The sequence below is a fragment of the Vibrio sp. 947 genome (assembly GCF_033339115.1).
In the GTDB taxonomy this organism is placed as follows: domain Bacteria; phylum Pseudomonadota; class Gammaproteobacteria; order Enterobacterales; family Vibrionaceae; genus Vibrio; species Vibrio alginolyticus.
Genome location: NZ_JAWOTX010000018.1, coordinates 60170 through 81304, shown reverse-complemented (window position 1 = coordinate 81304; position 21135 = coordinate 60170). Strand labels below are relative to the sequence as shown.

At 48.6% G+C, this 21135-nt stretch carries 3 protein-coding genes; all 3 read right to left on the bottom strand.

All coding sequences use genetic code 11. From position 1 onward, the window contains the following. Nucleotides 1-118 precede the first annotated feature (118 nt). The gene (locus R7Q39_RS20320; RefSeq protein ID WP_213965130.1) at nt 119-2119 is read right to left on the bottom strand and encodes a methyl-accepting chemotaxis protein; all 2001 of its coding nucleotides are present in this window, start codon (nt 2117-2119) and stop codon (nt 119-121) included. Between the two features lie 121 nt (nt 2120-2240). Then, complete coding sequence (locus R7Q39_RS20315) at nt 2241-2594, bottom strand: hypothetical protein (protein WP_005375589.1); 354 nt, start codon at nt 2592-2594, stop codon at nt 2241-2243. Between the two features lie 432 nt (nt 2595-3026). Beyond that, nucleotides 3027-21128 (bottom strand): tandem-95 repeat protein, encoded by an 18102-nt coding sequence (locus tag R7Q39_RS20310; protein ID WP_318076719.1) that lies wholly within the window; start codon nt 21126-21128, stop codon nt 3027-3029. Nucleotides 21129-21135 lie beyond the last annotated feature (7 nt).

The window sequence follows — 21135 nt, the reverse complement described above, 5'->3', positions numbered from 1 at the left end:
AGACGAATATCGGCGTATCATCCAACAAAAAGCCCCAACCCTTTTTGTGTAAAAAGGATTGGGGCTTTTTTACTATTTGGTTAACGTTCAAAAGTAGATGAACAGACGTAAATCTTATCTACGCCGTTGTAAAAGTTGCCATCTGTTGATTCAGCTCGGTAACTTGCTCTTTTACTTGCAATGATGTCTCTGATGCGCGTTGGCTGTTATTCGAAACCTCATCAACTGATTGAGTAATACCGGACATCAATCCAGTGATCGAATTGGTCGCATGAGATTGCTGCTCTGCCGCTGCCGCAAGCTCTGCCATTTGTTCATTCAAGGAACCTATTTGCTCGGTCGTGACGAGCAAACGAGTTACCGCTTTTTCAATATGCTCAGCGCCCTGCTCCGCAAGTGATTGGCTGTGTTCAATCTCCTCAACCACCGAATGGGTCGAGCGTTGAATCGCGTTGATAATGCCGTTGATTTCCGTCGTCGATTGAGTAGTGCGAGTCGCTAACATACGCACTTCGTCCGCCACAACCGCAAAGCCTCGCCCTTGGTCACCTGCGCGCGCTGCTTCTATCGCGGCATTCAATGCCAGTAAGTTAGTTTGCTCTGCCAAACCTTCAATCACTTCCGTCACTCGACCAATGGCTTCGCTCTCTTTGCTTAGCTGTGTGACTTGCGTACTCGCAGTTTCAATGCTGCCGTGCAAACTTTCCATAGTGACTTTGTTTTGCTCTAAAGCATCGCGACCTTGTTCAATCTCGCCTTTCGCATCAGAAAGCTTCTGCACAGATTGATTGGCTTGATCTAGAGTGTTACGCGCGGCTAAAGCGATTTCATCCAATTGGCTTCCCATTTCAACAATGCTGGTCTGTTGCTGTTCAACATTCGATGAAGTGACTTGCGCCGATTCCAACAAAGCTCCCATGCTGGTATCCACTTGGTGCGCTTTTTCACTCACCCCTGCCACAATGCTCGCTAACGATTGGTTCATACGGTTAATCGAATCGGTAAGGTCTGCCAATTCATCTTTCCCAACAACAGTTAACGGGGGCTGAGAAACGTCCCCTGACGCGATCGTCTTGGCTCGCTCCGATAAGTTTTTCACCCGGCGACCAATGGTGTTGCCCATGTATTTTGAAATCGCTACTGCGGCAAACAAAACTAATGCCGCTGCAATCAACATAGTGGTCAGTACGTTCTTGATCGACTGATTAATACCCTGTCCGCTTTGATCAGCACGACCTTGCTGAGCCAATACGATCGTTTCTAAGCTTTGGTCTAGGGCATCCGCTGCTGGCAACAGTTCGTTCGCCATCAGCAAGTTTGATTCATTCCACTCTGGCGATTGACGCAATGCAATTACCTGCTCTGCTAAAGGAAAGTACAGTTGCTGCATTTCCTTAAACAGTGACCACAATGATTGGTCGTTATCAGTCAGTCTGTCGAGTTTACTGTCGATTTCCGCCACGGACTGATTGTGGTACTTAATCAAGTCGTGGTATTTGTCCAAATGATCTTGCTGCCCGTACAACAGGAAATCTCGCAGAGCAGACAGTGCATTGGCGAGCGAGGTATAACTGTCGGCGTAGACTTTAAACAAACGCTTTCTGTCTCCACCAAATGGGTTTCCTGACTCTTCGTTGATTAAGCTTTGAAGCTGATCAAGTGCCACTTCTGCAATGGGTGCCGCTTCGTTAATAAAGAGGTTGTGCGCGGGTAAGTTCTCATCACTGTGGCTAAGTTCAATCAGCTTGTTCAAAGAGACTTTGACCGCATCCCACTGACTTTGAATCGCTTGAAAATCCTGTTCAGAGATCAACGCCTGCAAAGTTGGAAGCGACTCGTCTGTAGATGCCATGATATTGCGTACGTCCTCACTCAGACGTGCGCTCGCCTCTTCATCGCCACCTAGCAACATGTAGGCTCGAATAGAAGACAGCGACGCTTGAACGGACTGTTGGATACCGCGACTGGTGTCGACGGTCGGTAAATCGGATTTAAGTAACGAAGAGGCGTATTGCTCTACGGTGGTGACGTTGCGATACGTTAATACCGCTGATGCCATAAAAAGTACGGCTAGCAGCACAAAACTGAGCTGCAACTTCCCTGATATCGTAAGGTTCATCCATAAACTCCTGACAACGATGAGCCTTAAATATAACGATGTTTACAAAAATGTTAAATACGGGTATCAAAAGTTACCAAGAAAACCATGTAAACCACTATTTCAAGCCAATAAATGGGACTTATTCGAAGTATGGTATGCGCTCACTACGTAAAATCAGATAATTAACGTAAGTCGTTTCTAAGCAGTCTTGCTCCCACAACGAGAGAATCCGCTTGGTGGCAAAGTAGTAATCTTTATTACGCAGTAGCACGCCCACCGTACGGCTGAGCTGTTCAAAGCGCTGTTGCTCATTAGCAGAGATGTAATTGTCTTCATTTTGAATGATGGGCGCCAATCCATCGGCAAACCAATTGTTCAGAATTTCACGCATCTCTAGTTCTGACTCCGGCACATCGATACTCGACAACTCACGATGCTGTGGTGGTGGCACTATGTACTTCGATGCTTTTGGCGAACTGACATAACGGTACATGTCGCTCCTCCTTGTAAATGACTCTTATACCCAAGTGACTTCAAGATGCAGGATTCAGAGCGTTGTCATTGATTCGGGGTCAAGGAAAACAACGCAGCGTAATAGTCAGCTCTTTCCAAGTTGTTTGACACAGAAACCGAGTCAATGACACGCTCCCGAAGGGCGAGCTGTCTTGGTTTGTATACTTTGTTGTCGATTCTTGATTTAGACCCACTAGACCTTTAAATCGCCGCCGCGTCTACAAACCAAGCCATTCTCGCTGAACCTAACATCTCGAGGTTACTTGGGTATAAACTAGCTAAGAATACTTTTTTCAATTTCCAAGTTTTTTTCTACAGCTCATAGAAAGAAGCCCAACAAAAAAGCCATGCAAAGTAGGCTCTGCATGGCTTTGGTTCGGGCAGCAATGACACTGCCCTTGTCTAGGACTGGTTACATTGAGCTTTGATCGAAATCGTTGCCTTGGTCAGTACCCGTTTGAGTATCCGAGTCGAAGCTGCCAGAGTCATCCGTGAAGTCAACACCTTGATCTTGACCTCCCGCACTTGTCCAGTCGCTGCCGCCAGATTCCATACCCGCCATATCTGGTTGCTGATCTTGAGCAGAACCTTGCATGGTGTATTGATCATCGACTTCAACTTCAACTGTGCCACTCGCACCTTCTACTGCGCTGCCCAATTCGTCGTAACCTTGGAATTGGATTTCGCTCGTACCTTCGTAACCTTCTGGTAAGTCAACCGAAACTGGTTGGTTCAGGTTGCCACTTAATGTGAAGCTGCCATCGCCATTATCCAGTGCGTTGCTTACTGATGCACCATCAGGTAGACCGGACATTTCTGCATAATCCACCGATTCGTTACCACTGACCTCATCTGGAACCGAGATAGAAATGGTATCGCCTGGTGCTGCAGTCACATCAGCTGCGCTCTCCTCTTCACTGTCTGCACCGTTTGCTGCTTGCTCTTCAGGCTGTTGCGCTTCGCCGACTTGCTGCTCTGATGATGCTTGAGCAGTTTGGATTTGTGGCTCGTCGCTTTGCGCTGAATCGTCCGCAACTTGGATGCTCAGATTCTGAGTCGATACTTCACCATTGTCGTTGACCTGAATATCCATAGCCAAATTGCCATCGAAGTCATCGTTCGGCCAGTATGTCCACTCTTCATCACCTGATTTCGCGAAGAAACCAGCATCGTTTGCATCGGCTACATCCAACACTTCTGCTGAAGGGCTAATGCCAAGCTCATCAATCAACTGTGCTTCCGTTAGGGTTAGTGAACCATTATCAGCCAGTGCGTAGCCTTCGCTAGTTGTGGTTTCACCCTCACCTTGGATGTCGACATTAAAGAAGCTCTCAATGCGGTTTTCACCGTCAGTTGCAATAAAGCCAACTTGAACATCTCCGGTGTAGCCTTCTGCTGGTGTGAATTGGTAGTTACCTTGGTTATCGGTCTCTATCACACCTTGACCTTCCATTAGGCTCACTGACTCAATGCTCAAGCTGTCGCCTTCTACATCGCTCAAGGTCGATAGCATGTCATCATTGGTGAACGACAAGGTGCCATCCGCCGCCATTTCTGTGGTAGAAATGCTGTCGATTTCTGGAGAAGCATTCTCTTGTGGTGCATCTTCTTTCACGACCACACCTGTTTGCTCATCATGCAGCACACCGTCTTTATCAATCACGTAAGCGATATCCGCTTCACCAGTAAAGCCAGGTGCTGGATTGAATGTCCATGTGCCATCACCGTTATCGACAATTTCACCTTGGCTGCGATCAGCTAGGTGAACGAATTTCACTTCATCACCCGCGTCAGCGTCCACATTCTCTGCCAATCCGATTAGGTCATCTGCGGTTAGTATAACTGGCTCACCCGCTAGGGTTTCGAAGTCACCTGAATCGATGCCATCTTCGAACTCTTCTGGCTCGTCACCATAATCCACCGTTGTTGCGGTCACGGTTACGAAGAACTCGCCATTAAAGTCAGCCGGAGGCGTCATTTGCAGGTCTGAAATATCCCACTCGTTCAAATCGATGTATTGACCCGGTTCCGTAATGGTAATGGTGTTCACACCATCCGTAACTTCGAAGCCAACAGGGAAACCAGTCATCACTAGGTTACTTAACGTTTCTGAATCGTCGATTAGACCGACATTCAAGCCTAGGTGACCTGTTTCGTCCTCACCGAAGACTAACGGACCATCATGGTCGGTTGTGATGACTGCGCCATCCGCAACAGGGCGAACAAACACTGGTACATCAAGTACCGTCTCAAACTCACCGTCACTTACCACGACTTGCAAGTCAGAAACCCCTGCAAAATCGCCAGTCGGTGTGAATGTCCAAGTACCGTCACCGTTGTCTGTTACGTCACCACCATCTTCACCTTCTGCGGTGATAATGCGTGATACGACTAGGTTTTCAGTGTCGATATCGCCGAACAAGTTCATCAGGTCGCCAGCATCGAAGGTGAATGCGCCATCCTCGTCGGTTGCCATAAAGGCATTACCCACATTAAATGGTGCATCGTTGACTGGAATAACATCCACATTCAACGAGCCTTCAACCACTTCTTCACCATCCGTCGCGGTGTAGCCCAGTTCCACCAAACCATTAAAGTCTTGAGTGGTCACCAAGTGGTACATACCATCTGGTTGCTGAGTTAATGTCGCGTTTGCAGGAGCACGAACCGTGATGCTTTCTACGCTGATTTCGTCACCATCAAGATCCGTAACTTGATCAGCGATGTAAGCTGGGTCAATCACCATGACCACATCTTCTTCGCCTTGCATCTGGATGGTTGGCGCTTCTGGTGCATCGTTAACCGCTTCGACGTTTAGATTGCCTTCAACCGGCGTAACTAAATCACCATCGCTGACGCCGAACGACATTGGCACATCACCATTGAAGTTCTCAGCCGGAGTGAATGACCAAGTACCATCACCGTTGTCTAGCAAGTCACCGTATTGCTCATCAATCACTAAGTCGACAGCAGACAGTTCGTCGTAGGTGTTATCGATGTCTGTCGCGTTAGCAAGCAACATGTCCTGCGTGATAAGAATGGTGGTATCTTCGGTGCCAGCAATATTCACTGGCGTTGATTGCGGCGCATCGTTAATTGGGTTCACCGTTAGGTCAACGCCCACTTCCACGCTTGCACCATCGTTATCAATCAAGTCGAAACTTAGGTCTATATCGCCATTGAAGTTCGCATCAGGCGTAATCGTAAAGCTACCATCTTGGTTCTCAACAACGGTTGCATTGGCTACCGCGGTTAAGTTCACTGCTTCTAGATTATCGCTGTCGACGTCACCCGCTTGAGCCAGTAACTGCTCTTGACTCAATGTGATTGAACCGTCTTCATCGACGCTGTAAGCCAAGTCGCCAGATACCGGAGCATCGTTGACTGGCAATACATCAATGTTCGCGTTGGTTGTCGCAGTTGCACCGTCTTCATCAGCGATGACTACGTCTAGGCTTACGCCACCGTTGAAGTTTTCATTTGGTGCGAAGCTGTAAGTGCCATCGTCATTCGCCGTTAGAATGCCGTCGCTACCACTGTAAGAGACGCTTTCTAGGCTAACGTCGCCTTCCACGTCACTTGACTGCGCTAGCAGTTGCTCTTCCGTAAAGATAATGACTTCGTCTTCATTAACAGAGTAACTTGTCGCACCTGCGATTGGTGGATCGTTCACCTCAAGTACTGTGATACCCGCAGTGGTTGAGTCTGTCGCACCCTCTTCATCGACAACTACAACGTCTAGGCTGACCTCGCCATTGAAGTTCTCGTTTGGAGAGAAGGTGTACGTACCATCGCCATTGTCTTGGAAGACGCCATCGTTGCCACTGTAAGTCACACTACTGATGTCTACGTCGCCTTCAATATCCGACGAATTAGCCAGTAGTTGCTCGTCACTGATGGTGATCGAGTTGTCTTCATGTACTGTGTAAGACGTGCTGCCCGCAACCGGAGGATCGTTCTCTGGCGTCACACTCACATCAATGTTGGCAGAGGTCGTATCCGTCCCGTCTGATACATCAACCGTGAAGTTCACGTCACCGTTGAAGTTCTCGTTCGGTGCGAAGCTGTAAGTGCCATCACCATTATCGGTTAGGACACCGTCTGCACCTGTGTAAGTCACGCCTTCAACTGTTAGGTTGTCACCTTCTACATCCGTCGCGCCTGTTAGCAAGTCTGCATCTGTAAAGGTAAGAAGACCGTCCTCACCCACAGTGAACGCTTGATCTTGTGGCTCTGGAGCGTCATTGACTGGTGTTACTGTTAAGTCGAGACCAGCCGCAACCACTTCTTCGCCATCCGTGACATCGTAACTAAACTCAATGTCGCCGTAGAAGTTCTCGCTTGGAGTAATGGTGAAGCTGCCATCCTCGTTCATTTCAACCGTTGCATTTTCATCATTGGTGCTCAGGTTGATTGCACTTAGGTCATCACCATCGATATCAACAGCGTGTTCAAGTAACTGCTCTTGAGTCAGCGTAATGCTGTTGTCTTCGGCAGTTACCGCAGTGATATCACCCGTCACTTCTGGTGCATCATTGGTTGGCGAGATATGAATCGTCACATCTTGCGTTGCTGTTGCTGTTGTACCTGTATCTACGTCCGTAGAGGTTGCGTTCACAGTTAGCGTCACATCGCCGTTGAAGTCCGCAGAAGGAATAAACTCCAGCCCTTCTAGCTCGCCTGGTTGTAGTGACCAAGTGCCGTCGCCATTATCAACACCTGCTGATAGTGAGCTGCCTTCTGGCACATCTTCAATCAAGATAGAGAGGTTTTCTGAGCCATCGGTATCGGTTAACGCTGCATCGATATCAAGCGGCACTGGTGTATCTTCGGTACCAATGATTTGGTAATCCGCGTCTGCTACCGTGATTTCGATGTTGTCGATGCCGAATGATTCATCCCAAGTTGACTGATTCAAGGTTGAACCGAAGCCCAGTTGCAATTCACCATCCTCGACAGGAACCGTCAGATTGATTAGGTGAGCTTGGTCATTCCAACCACTAAAGCCTTCACGTTGAGAGGCTCCGTGGATAACTTCACCCACTTCGTTACCGTCAGAATCGTAAAGCGTTGTCGTACCATCTTGAGTACGGAACGCGGAGTTTTCCAAGGTGGTTAGCTGTTCACCGTCGACAAAGATTTGGAACGACTCGCCATCCCATGAATCGATTTCGTAGAAGCTAAACGATATATTCACTTCATTAACATCACTTGGAATATCGTAGGTTTTGCTGACCGCTTCATCACCGCCAGTACCACCAATACGACCCAGCATGTCGCCCGTTTCGAAGCCTTGTGAACTCTCTGTGTTCGCGTTCCAACCGTTCGAGCCAGACTCGAAGTTATCAGAAGCAATCACCAAGTCTGACGCAATCGACAGCTCTGGCATATCAACCACAGATTGAACATCAATGTTCGCTTCAGCAGGAACCGTTGCAGTGCCATCGTTGACATCAAACGTCACGTTCACATTGCCATCGAAGTTTTCATTCGGTGCAAAGGTGTACGTGCCGTCACCGTTATCAACCAAAGTACCGCTGTCAGAAGCAACATTTTCAACCGTTAGGTTATCACCATCGATATCACCTGCATTTTGCAGCAGTTGCTCTTCGGTAAAGGTGAAGCTGGTGTCTTCTTGCGTGACGAACTGTGGCTGACCAACCGTTGGTAGGTCGTTTACTGGATTCACAGTCAGATCGGCAGTCGCTTGAATGGTTGCATCGCCGTCCGTAATGTCGAAGCTCAGGTCAATGTCGCCATTGAAGTCCGCATTTGGTGTGATAGTGAAGCTGCCGTCATCGTTTGCAACAACGGTCGCATTACCGTCAACAGTCAGGTTGGATGCCGTTAGGTCATCACCATCCACGTCGCCAGCTTGAGCAAGAAGCTGCTCTTGGCTGAGAGTGATAGAACCATCTTCATCCACGCTGTATGCCAAATCACCTGATACCGGAGCATCGTTGACTGGCAATACATCAATGTTTGCATTGGTTGCTACCGTTGCACCGTCTTCATCGGTCACGACCACATCTAGGCTGACATCACCGTTGAAGTTTTCGTTTGGTGCGAAGCTGAATGTACCGTCGTCGTTATCGGTAAAGATACCATCGACGCCGCTGTAGCTGACGCTATCAATCGCGACATCACCTTCAACATCCGAAGCATTCGCCAATAACTGCTCAGAGCTAATGGTGATGACTTCGTCTTCGTTCACTGAGTAGCTAGTTGCGCCGGCAATTGGTGGATCATTTACCTCAAGTACTGTAATACCTGCGGTGGTTGAATCCGTCGCACCATCTTCATCTACCACGACAACATCTAGGCTGACTTCACCATTGAAGTTCTCGTTTGGCGAGAAGGTGTAAGTACCATCGCCATTGTCTTGGAACACGCCATCTGCGCCACTGTAGCTCACGCTATCAACCGAAACATCGCCTTCAATATCCGACGAATTCGCTAGTAACTGCTCATCGCTGATGGTGATCGAACTGTCCTCATGCACCGTGTAAGACGTGCTGCCTGCTACCGGTGGATCGTTCTCTGGCGTCACGCTTACATCGATATTTGCGGTCACGGTATCCGTGCCATCAGAAACATCGAAGGTAAAGTTCACATCGCCATTGAAGTTTTCGTTTGGCGCGAAGCTGTAAGTGCCATCACCATTGTCGGTTAGGACACCATCAGCACCTGTGTAGCTCACGCCTTCAACCGATAGGTCATCGCCATCGATATCTGTTGCGCCATCAAGCAGATCTTCATCAGTGAACAACAAGACGCCATCTTCACCAATGGTGAACGCTTGATCTTCTGGTTGTGGTAGGTCGTTAACTGGATTAACCGTTAGATCTGCCGTCGCGACCAAGGTGTCAGAACCATCACTGACATCAAACGCGATATCAATGTCACCATTGAAGTTCGCATCAGGCGTGATGGTGAAGCTGCCATCGTCGTTAGCAGTCACTGTCGCATTACCATCTACAAGCAAGTTTTCAGCAACAAGGTCATCGCCGTCCACATCGCTCGCTTGAGACAACAATTGCTCTTGGCTCAATGTAATGGTGTTATCTTCATCTACGTTGTAAGCCAAGTTACCCGATACTGGCGCGTCGTTGATTGGCAATACATCCACTGTGATATAGGTGTCGACTTCTGCGCCATCTTCATCACGAATAGTCACGTCCAACGACACTTGACCATTGAAGTTCTCATTCGGTGCGAAGCTACAAGTGCCATCGCCATTTACTGAGAAGATGCCATCTGGACCGTCGTAGCTGATGCTTACAAGCTCAACATCCCCTTCGACATCCGAAGCATTCAGAAGCACTTGTGATTCACTGAACGTTAGAACTTGGTCTTCATCGATGGTGTACGCAGTTGGACCTGCGATTGGCGGATCGTTCACCTCAAGTACCGTGATACCTGCGGTAGTTGAATCCGTCGCGCCATCTTCGTCGACCACGACAACATCTAGGCTCACTTCGCCATTGAAGTTCTCGTTTGGCGAGAAGGTGTACGTGCCATCACCGTTGATCTCCAGCACACCATCGTTACCGCTATAGCTCACGCTATCAATCGATACATCACCTTCAATATCCGATGAGTTCGCTAGTAGCTGTTCATCACTGATGGTGATCGAGTTATCTTCATGCACTGTGTAAGACGTGCTGCCTGCCACCGGTGGATCGTTCTCTGGCGTCACACTCACATCGATATTCGCGGTCACGGTGTCCGTGCCATCGGAAACATCGAAGGTAAAGTTTACGTCGCCATTGAAGTTTTCGTTTGGAGCGAAGCTGTATGTGCCATCGCCATTGTCAGTTAGGACACCGTCCGCGCCAGTGTATGTGACACCTTCTACCGATAGGTCATCGCCATCGATATCGGTTGCACCATCAAGCAGGTCTTGATCAGTGAAGGTCAACACGCCATCTTCACCAATGGTGAACGCTTGATCTTCCGGCTGCGGCAAGTCATTAACTGGGTTAACCGTTAGGTCCGCCGTTGCAACAATAGTATCGCTGCCATCGTTGATATCGAACGTGATATCAATGTCGCCATTGAAGTTCGCGTCAGGCGTAATGGTAAAGCTACCATCGTCATTAGCCGTAACCGTCGCATCACCGTCAACCACTAGGTTAGATGCAGTTAGTGCATCACCTTCTACATCCGTTGCTTGTGCCAACAATTGTTCTTGGCTTAGCGTGATTGAGTTGTCTTCGTCGACACTGTAAGCCAAGTTACCCGATACTGGTGCATCATTGATTGGTAAGACATCGACTGTGATGTAAGTATCGACCTCTGCGCCGTCTTCATCGCGAATGGTCACATCCAACTGCACTTGACCGTTGAAGTTTTCATTCGGTGCAAAACTACAAGTTCCATCACCGTTTACTGAGAAGATACCATCTGGACCGTCGTAGCTGATGCCAACTAGCTCGACATCCCCTTCAACATCCGAAGCATTCAGTAGCACTTGCGATTCACTAAAGGTTAGAACTTGGTCTTCATCGATAGTGTATGCGGTAGGACCTGCGATTGGTGGGTCATTTACCTCAATCACAGTAATGCCAGCAGTGGTCGAGTCCGTTGCACCATCTTCATCGACAACGACAACATCTAGGCTCACCTCGCCGCTGAAATTTTCGTTTGGTGAGAAGGTGTACGTACCATCACCGTTGATTTCCAGCACGCCATCGTTACCGCTGTAGCTCACGCTATCAATCGCCACTTCGCCTTCTATATCAGACGAGTTAGCCAACAGCTGTTCGTTACTAATGGTAATCGAATTGTCTTCATGAACGGTGTAAGCCGTGCTGCCTGCAACCGGTGGATCGTTCTCCGGCGTCACGCTTACGTCGATATTCGCCGTCACGGTATCCGTGCCATCGGAAACATCGAAAGTGAAGTTCACGTCGCCATTGAAGTTCTCGTTTGGTGCGAAGCTATATGTGCCATCACCATTGTCAGTAAGAACACCGTCCGCGCCTGTGTAAGTGACGCCCTCAACAGATAAGTCATCCCCTTCAATATCGGTAGCGCCTGTTAGGAGATCCGCATCAGTAAAGGTCAGCACACCATCTTCACCAATGGTGAACGCTTGATCTTGTGGTTCAGGCGCATCGTTAACTGGTGACACCAATAACTCAAGGTTGGTTGAGACAACATCATCGCCGTCAGACACATCGAACGTAAAGGTGATGTCACCATTAAAGTCCGCATCTGGCGTTAAGGTGTAAGTACCGTCACCATTGTCTGTGATGGTGATGTTTTCATCATCCGTTGCCAAGTTCAGTGCTGTCAGCTGGTCTCCATCCAAGTCACGCGCATTAGCGAGCAAATCTTCTTGCGTGATTAGGATTGAACCATCTTCTTCAACCACAGCAGAAACAGGCAATGCTTCAGGCGTATGTTCAATGTGAGCACCCGTTGCATTGACGTAGATGGTTTGAGAAACGGTTTCAGAATCATTATTTGATAGCTCTGTCGCCGTTGCCGTTACATTGATTTCTAGCTGTTGGTTAAAGTCTTCTGGCAATTGAATCTGTAGCTCTTGTTCAATTGCTGTGGTTGGAAGCGTTACAGAACCATCTGGACCTACTGTTACTTCACCGCTGTAGATCTGGCTGTTCACTTCACCAACATCAATGGTGAAGTTGAAGTCACTATAATCGGCATCGCCGCCACCGTAGAGATCTTCAAAGCCGTAAACCAGTTCACCGTCTTCGTTCACAGTAGTTCGAGTATGTTCAATGCCATCTTGGTTGAGCTCTGAGCTTGTGCCGCCATGGAAGACTGCATCACCAAATTGGCTTTGAATCACGGTTTCAGAACCATCAGCGCCAACAAACACGAGTTGTGGGTCGACCGTATCCATGTTCGCAGGAGAGCCATCTGCTGCACGGAACTCATATTGACCATCTTGCATTGATGCAAAGTCATTAAAGTTATGACCGTTAGGAATCAAGAATAGGTTGAAGCTTTCGCCTTCCGAGATTTGGAAACTGAACTGATCTTGTCCCGGAACTAGGTCACCGCCTCCGCCAACTTGAGAGGCGTTTTCGTACACCACTTCAACGCCCGTGATATTGCCGTCTTCATCAACTTTGTAATAGCCAGCTGCGTTTTGGTAACCCGCGGTTTCACCTTCAAAGGTAACCGTGATTTCAGTATCGTTAAAACTGGTGATACCGTTGTCTTGATCGTTAAGTACCCCTTCGTTGTCGTAGCTGATCACCGAACCTTCTGGAACACCATCCACGGTCACAGTCAGCGTTTCTGACAAGTCTTGGTCAACCAATGCTGCGGCGATGTTCACTTCAACAATACCGCCTGGCTCAACCAAGATCGCTTGGTCATCCACGTTTCGACCGTCGCCATCAGTGATGACTAGGTCTGGCGCATCTGCTACGGCTTCGATATGGACATTAATGTCTTGCTCAACTTCATCAGTACCGTCAGAAACCGTAAAGCTGAACTGCAAGTCACCACTGAAGTGCTCTTCTGGTACGAAGCTAAATGTACCGTCACCGTTGTCCGTTACAGTACCTTCATCACCCGAGTAGTTAATGCTGGTAACGGTGAGGTCATCACCATCAATATCAATCGCGCCACTTAGAAGATCTTCTTGCGTGAACAGGATACTGCCATCCTCTTCAATGTGGTACATGCCAGGCGCAACAATTGGAATGTCATTGACTGGGTTCACCGTCAATGTCATTTCATTGGCAACACTCAATTCGCCGTCGCTCACTTCATAAGTAAACTCGATGTCTCCGTTGAAGTGCTGTGAAGGCGTAACGGTAAAGGTGCCGTCTCCGTTGTCCACGATAGAGGCATTCGGATCATTGGTTTCTAGTGCCGTTGCGTATAGGTCATCACCATCTTGATCGCTGGCGTTCTCAAGCAGCATTTCTTGTGTCACGAGGATAGAGCCATCCTCGTCCACGTCTGCCACGATTGGTGCTGCTTCTGGTGCGTCGTTGACGAACTCAACTTTCAAGTCGATGTTTGCCGCCACCACATCGGTGCCATCACTCACATCAAACGTGAGGTCAACATTACCAAAGAAGCCCTGCTCTGGCGTTAACGTGTAAGTGCCATCGCCATTGTCTGTTACTTGAACCGTATCGCTTAAACTCGTCACGTTAACAACAGACAGATCATCGCCTTCGATGTCCGTCGCTTGAGCCAGCAGCTCTGCTTCAGTAATCGTGATAGCTTCACCGTCTTCTGTGGTGAAGGACAAATCAGGTACATCTGGCAGGTCGTTCACTGGGTTAACGGTGAGGTTTAGATCCGCGGCGACGGTTTCGATCGCGTCAGTTACGTCATAAGTAAATTCGATTTCACCAAAGAAGTTTTCACTCGGCGTAATCGTGAAGCTACCATCAGCGTTCTCAACGATGGTTGCATTAGGATCGTTGGTCGACAGGTTCACCGCTTCAAGGTTGTCACCATCCACGTCCGTCGCGTTCGCCAACAAGTCTTCTTGAGTGATGGTAATTGAGCCATCTTCATCGACGACCGCATCAACAGGACCGCTGACCTCTGGACCTTCGTTGACGATCTCAACATCGATCTTCGCAGTGCTTGGTACACTTGCTTGACCATCGCTGATGTCGAAGGTCAGGTTCACTTCACCGTAGAAGTTCGAAGTTGGCTCGAAGGTAAAGGTGTTGTCGCCGTTGTCTGTCAACGTACCTTGTGACTGGTCAACAAGCAGCAGGTTCTCGATATGCAGAATGTCGCCATCCACATCGGTCGCACCTGATAACAGGTCTTTTGCTTCGATGATGATGGTGCCGTTTTCTAGCATTTGAGTATGCAGCGGTGCACCAGGGACTGGCACATCGTTGACCGGAATAACGGTCAGATCTAGATGGGTATCGACTTCATCGGTGCCATCGAAGACTTTGTAGTCAATGTCGACTTCACCATTGAAGTTTTCATTCGGCATAAAGGTGTAAGTGCCGTCGCCATTGTCGACAAGCTCACCGTTATCACCGCTGTAAGAGATATCAGAGATAGACAGCGCATCGCCTTCTACATCACTTGCATTCGCAAGCAGGTCGTCCGCGCTAAACGTAATGCCTACATCCTCATCAGTCGACAATACAATCGGACCAGAAACGATTGGCGCATCGTTTACTGCTTCGAAGTTGATGTTGATGATGTTGTCGTCAGTGAGTTCACCATCCGTAACTTGGTAACCCAGCTCAATCTCACCGTAGAAGTTCTCATCTGGTGTGACTGTCCATGTACCATCGCCGTTGTCGGTTAACGTAGCGTGCTCCGCGTTATCCCCCACCAGCTCTAGGTTTTGAATATCAAGAACATCGCTATCGATATCACTCGCTTGTGCTAAAAGCTGTTCTTCTGTGATTACCACAGAGGCAAACTGCGTAGAACCTTCGGTATCGATGGTCACATTTGGCAGGTCAGCGGTCAGTTCGATTTCACTGTCACCTTCACGGATATTCAGTTCTACCGTTTCAGTGATTTCCGTGCCGTCCACGCCAATAGATGTGAACACCGCTTCATCATGACAAGTTTGCGAAACCGTCATGTTTTGAACCACGTAAGTACCGTTACCTTGAATCGTTCCTAACTCAAAGTAAGACACTGGCTCGTTCACCGTTAGGGTGTAATCCGTCTCATAGCTACCACGATCTTCTTTGTGGTAAGTCATCGAGTCGATCAAGTCACCATCAGAGTTGAATGCGCGAATTTCGACTTCGGTAAAGTGGCGAGACTCTTCCATAAACCAGCCGCCTAGACCATCTAGGTGGAAGCTGATTTCGTTGATGTCTTGACCTTCAACGGTCACAGTTAGTTTTTCATCACCACTCAAGCCTTGGCGGTCAGTATCGCCAATACCATGCCCAATGTGTGTGTTACCATTCCACGCACCAAGCGGATCATCATTACTCTGCACCGTGACGGTCAAATCACCATCAGTGAACTGGCGAGTATATGGGTCAATTTCATCACCCCAATCATCAACACTTGCATTGTCATCAAAGGTACCGATTTGAGTGGTATGCGTACCGTTCGCCAACGCATCATCATTTGGAATGAAGCGCACTTCCGTATCTGCAGGAACCTCCTGCCCGACTTCTAGCTGTACCCATTCGTCATTTAGATTCGCTTCAATGATGCCGTTTTCAGGGGCTTGGTCGAGACGTAACGCAGGCTCTTCACGCAGAGAAACACCCACGGTTTGGTCTTCTTCCGCTTGAATAAAGATTTCGTCGCCCGCTTCTGGCGCATCGTTGACAGGATTAACGGTCAGATCCAACGTGGTCAGAACATCATTTTCGCCATCGCTGATGTTGTAAGTGAAGTCCAACTCACCATTGAAGTTTTCCGTATGCGTAATGGTGAATGAACCATCGTCGTTGGCTACGATCGTCGCATCCGGGTCATTGGTTTGTAGATTGCTGGCAACAAGGTCATCACCTTCAATGTCTGTCGCATTCGCAAGCAATTGTTCTTGCGTGATGGTGATGGCGTTATCTTCATCCACCTCCGCTTGAATGCCTGACGTTTCTGGTGCGTCATTCACCGCGATAACATCGATGCCTGCGGTTGTTGTATCCGTTGCACCATCTTGGTCGATAACCGTAACGTCGAGAGAAATGTTACCGTCAAAGTTCTCATTTGGCGTGAAGGTATATGTGCCGTCGCCATTGTCCACGAAGCTACCGTCGTTACCAGAGTAGCTAACATTCGCCAAGGCTACATCGCCTTCCACATCAGAAGAGTTAGCTAACAACTGCTCGTCACTAATGGTGATTTGACCGTCTTCTTGAACCGTGTAAGACGTAGAACCGGCAACCGGTGGATCGTTCACTGGTGTCACGCTGACATCAATGAATGCTGGTGTTGAACCTGTGCCGTCAGACACATCGAATGTGAACTGAACATCACCGTTGAAGTTCTCATTCGGCGCGAAGCTGTAAGTGCCATCGCCATTGTCGGTAAGAACACCATCGGCACCTGTGTAGATAACGTTTTCGATAGACAGATCATCGCCATCAATATCCGATGCGCCTTCCAATAGGTCTGCATCCGTGAACAGCAAGGTGCCATCTTCTTCTACCGTGAACTGTTGATCTTGCGCTTGTGGCAAGTCATTCACAGGATTAACCGTAATATCCAGACCAACTTGTACCGAGCCACCATCGTTATCAATGATATCGAAGGTCAGGTCTAGATCGCCGTTGTAGTTTTCATCCGGTGTGATGGTGTAGCTGCCATCATCGTTGTATTGAATTGTCGCGTTGTCATCTGTCGATAGATTGATGGCTTCAAGGTTCTCACTATCAATATCGCCCGCTTTGGCAAGCAACTGCTCTTGGCTTAGCGTAATTGAGCTGTCTTCGTTGATGGTGTAAGCCAAATCGCCCGATACTGGTGGATCGTTGATTGGTAATACATCAACATTGATGTGCGTATCAACGGTTGCCCCATTCTCATCTTGAATGGTCACATCCAACTGAACTTGACCATTGAAGTTCTCGTTTGGCGCAAAGCTACAAGTACCATCGCCATTGACGGTAAAGATACCATCCGAGCCTTCATAGCTGATGCCAACAAGCTCTACATCACCCTCGATATCAGATGCGTTGGCAAGAATTTGTGACTCACTGAATGTCAGTACTGAATCTTCGTCAACCGTGTAAGACGTTGGACCGGCAACTGGAGGGTCATTCACTTCAATGACCGTAATGCCTGCGGTCGTTTCGTCAATCGCACCTTGCTCATCCGCCACAATCACATCAAGGCTGATATCACCGCTGAAGTTCTCATTCGGCATGAAGGTGTAAGTGCCGTCACCGTTGTCTTGGAATACGCCATCGGTGCCTGAATAAGTCACGCTATCGATAGACACCGCACCTTCCACATCCGAAGAGTTAGCCAGAAGCTGCTCGTCAGAAATGGTAATCGCATTATCTTCATCAACCGTGTAAGACGTTGAACCAGCAACCGGAGGATCGTTCACTGGAGTGACGCTCACGTCCACATTGGCAGGTACGGTTTCAGTACCGTCAGAAACACCAAAGCTAAAGCTGACGTCGCCGTTAAAGTTTTCATTTGGAGCAAAGGTGTAAGTACCATCGCCGTGGTCAGTCAGCACACCATCGCTGCCTGTGTAACTAATGCCATCAACCGTTAAGTTGTCGCCATCGATATCGGTCGCGCCAGCAAGTAGGTCCGCGTCGGTAAACTGCAGTGTGCCGTCTTCTTCAACACTGAACTGCTGGTCTTGAGGAACAGGAAGATCGTTAACCGGATTAACCGTTAGATCCGCCGTTGCTTGGATAGTGTCTGTGCCATCTGTAATGTTGAATTGGATATCAATGTCACCATTAAAGTCCGCATCTGGCGTAATCGTGAAGCTGCCATCGTCGTTCGCTGTGACGGTTGCGTTTCCATCGACAGTCAAATCGCTAGCAGTCAGGTCATCGCCCTCAATATCAGACGCTTGAGAAAGAAGCTGTTCTTGGCTGAGTGTAATCGCACCGTCTTCATCAACGCTGTAAGCCAAATCACCCGATACTGGCGCATCATTGATTGGCAATACATTCACATTGATGACGGTATCAACTTCTGCACCATCTTCATCTCGAATGGTCACATCAAGCTGAACTTGTCCGTTAAAGTTCTCGTTTGGCGCGAAGCTGCACGTGCCATCATCGTTAACGGTGAAAATGCCATCCGGACCATCGTAACTAATGCCAACAAGCTCTACATCGCTTTCCACATCAGAGGCATTCAACAGCACTTGCGACTCACTGAAGGTCAGAACTGAATCTTCATCAATTGTGTAAGAAGTTGGTCCAGCGACTGGTGGATCGTTCACTTCCAGCACCGTAATACCAGCAGTGGTGGCATCCGTTGCGCCTTCTTCATCAGCGACGACGACATCAAGCGTCACTTCACCATTAAAGTTTTCATTTGGAGAGAAGGTGTACGTACCGTCACCATTGATTTGCAACACACCATCGCTGCCAGAGTAGCTCACGCTATCAATCGAGACATCCCCTTCTAAATCCGAAGAGTTTGCCAACAGTTGCGCGTCAGAAATGGTAATAGAGTTGTCTTCGTGAACTGTGTAAGACGTTGAACCAGCCACCGGAGGATCATTCACCGGCGTGACGCTCACATCTACATTCGCTGAAACCGTATCTGTGCCATCAGATACGTCGAAACTGAAGTTTACATCGCCATTGAAGTTCTCATTTGGCGCAAAGCTATACGTGCCATCGCCATTGTCAGTTAGAACGCCGTCGGTGCCTTCATAGCTGATTCCCGTTACAGAAAGGTCATCGCCTTCAATATCGGTAGCACCTGCAAGCAGATCCGCATCAGTAAATTGCAGTGTGCCGTCCTCTTCCACACTGAATTGTTGGTCTTGAGGAACAGGCAGATCGTTGATTGGGTTAACGGTTAGGTCAGCGGTTGCTTGAACGGTATTCGTGCCATCTGAGATATCGAAGCTGATGTCGATATCACCATTGAAATCTGCGTCTGGCGTAATAGTGAAGCTGCCATCGTCGTTTTGAGTCACCGTCGCATTGCCATCTACTGAAAGGTTAGACGCCGTCAGTGCATCGCCTTCCACATCGGAAGCTTGTGACAACAACTGCTCTTGGCTCAAACGAATCGAGCCATCTTCATCCACCGAGTAAGCAAGATTGCCTGATACTGGCGCATCATCGACAGGTGTAACGCTTACATCAATGTTGGCAGAAACCGTATCTGTGCCGTCGGACACATCAAAGCTGAAGTTCACATCACCATTGAAGTTTTCATTTGGCGCAAAAGTGTAAGTCCCATTACCGTTGTCGATCAGGATGCCGTCGCCACCATCGTAACTCACACCTTCAACTGTTAGGTTATCGCCCTCAATATCCGTTGCGCCAGCAAGCAGGTCAGCGTCCGTAAAGATCAGCGTGCCGTCTTCTTCCACGCTGAACTGCTGGTCTTGAGGAACCGGCAAATCGTTTATTGGGTTAACGGTTAGATCAGCGGTTGCTTGAACGGTGTTCGTGCCATCGGAAATATCGAAGCTGATGTCGATATCACCGTTGAAATCTGCGTCCGGCGTGATGGTGAAGCTACCATCGTCATTTTGAGTCACCGTCGCATTGCCATCTACCGAAAGGTTAGACGCCGTCAGTGCATCGCCTTCCACATCGGAAGCTTGCGACAACAACTGCTCTTGGCTCAAACGAATCGAGCCATCTTCATCCACCGAGTAAGCAAGATTGCCAGATACTGGTGCGTCATCGACTGGTGTGACGCTTACATCAATGTTGGCAGAAACCGTATCCGTACCGTCGGACACATCAAAGCTGAAGTTCACATCGCCATTGAAGTTTTCATTTGGCGCAAAAGTGTAAGTCCCATTGCCGTTGTCGGTCAGGATGCCGTCGCCACCATCGTAGCTCACGCCTTCAACGGTTAGGTTGTCGCCTTCAATATCCGTTGCGCCAGCAAGCAGGTCAGCATCGGTGAAGATCAGAGTTCCGTCCTCTTCCACCTCAAAGGTTTTATCTTCAGGCACTGGTGCGTCATTGATTGGACGAACGGTTAAATCGATAGAACTTGAAACGGTTTCTTGACCATCACTGATATCAAACGTTAAGTCGAGTTCACCATTGAAATCAGCGTCTGGAACCACGGTGAACGTGCCGTCACCATTATCGACAACTGATGCATTAGCACCCACTTGCACGTTAAATGCGGCAAGATCATCGCCATCAACATCACTCGCGTACCCGAGAAGTTGTTCTTGAGTGAAGGTAATAGTGCCATCTTCATCCATGATGTATGCCAGATCTTGCCCTACTTCTGGCGCGTCATTTTCACCTTCGACTTTAATCTGGAACGTCTCGCTCGTAGTTTCGGAGTCGAAATCGTCTTCTACTTGCGTCGTGGTTTCTTCGCTGGTGTCTTGTACATCCACCGCGAAGCTCTCTTCAGTGGTTTCTGAATCTAGCTCGTCACCACCTTGAGAACCTTCAGAGTCTGAAGAAGCACTTGGCGCAGATGAAGTTTGTACCGCTTGTCCTTGCGCTTCATTGCCTTCTGCGTCCGAACCACCTTCAGAGCCAGAGGCATCACCACCACCGACCGCTTGGGCACCCGCCCCAGAATCCGAACCACCGCTGCCCAGAGTCTGGTCACCTGATTCTCCGCTAGAAGCTACACTATCAACAACATTGGATTGTGCAGCGTCAGAGTCGCTGCTACTTTCAGTATCCTCTTCTTGAACTGCGCCACCCGAGCTCACTGCTTCTTCTTCCGTACCCGCGCCACTAGGATTTTCTTCCATCGCACGATTGGCTTCATCAACAGCATCTGCACTTTCAGCACCAGTCGCTACAGTCGAAGAGACGGTCGACTGCTGTTTTTCTTCTTTTTTCCCCGTATCCTTCGTTTCTGTTTGCTCTACCGCATCGTTAAGCTTTTCATTGTCTTTTTCTTGATTAGTGTCGCCTGCCATTACAGCC

Excerpts from the sequence above, each read along its gene's own strand:
- R7Q39_RS20320 (WP_213965130.1), bottom strand. The coding sequence starts at position 2,119 with ATGAACCTTACGATATCAGGGAAGTTGCAGCTCAGTTTTGTGCTGCTA.
- R7Q39_RS20310 (WP_318076719.1), bottom strand. The coding sequence starts at position 21,128 with ATGGCAGGCGACACTAATCAAGAAAAAGACAATGAAAAGCTTAACGAT.
- R7Q39_RS20315 (WP_005375589.1), bottom strand. The coding sequence starts at position 2,594 with ATGTACCGTTATGTCAGTTCGCCAAAAGCATCGAAGTACATAGTGCCA.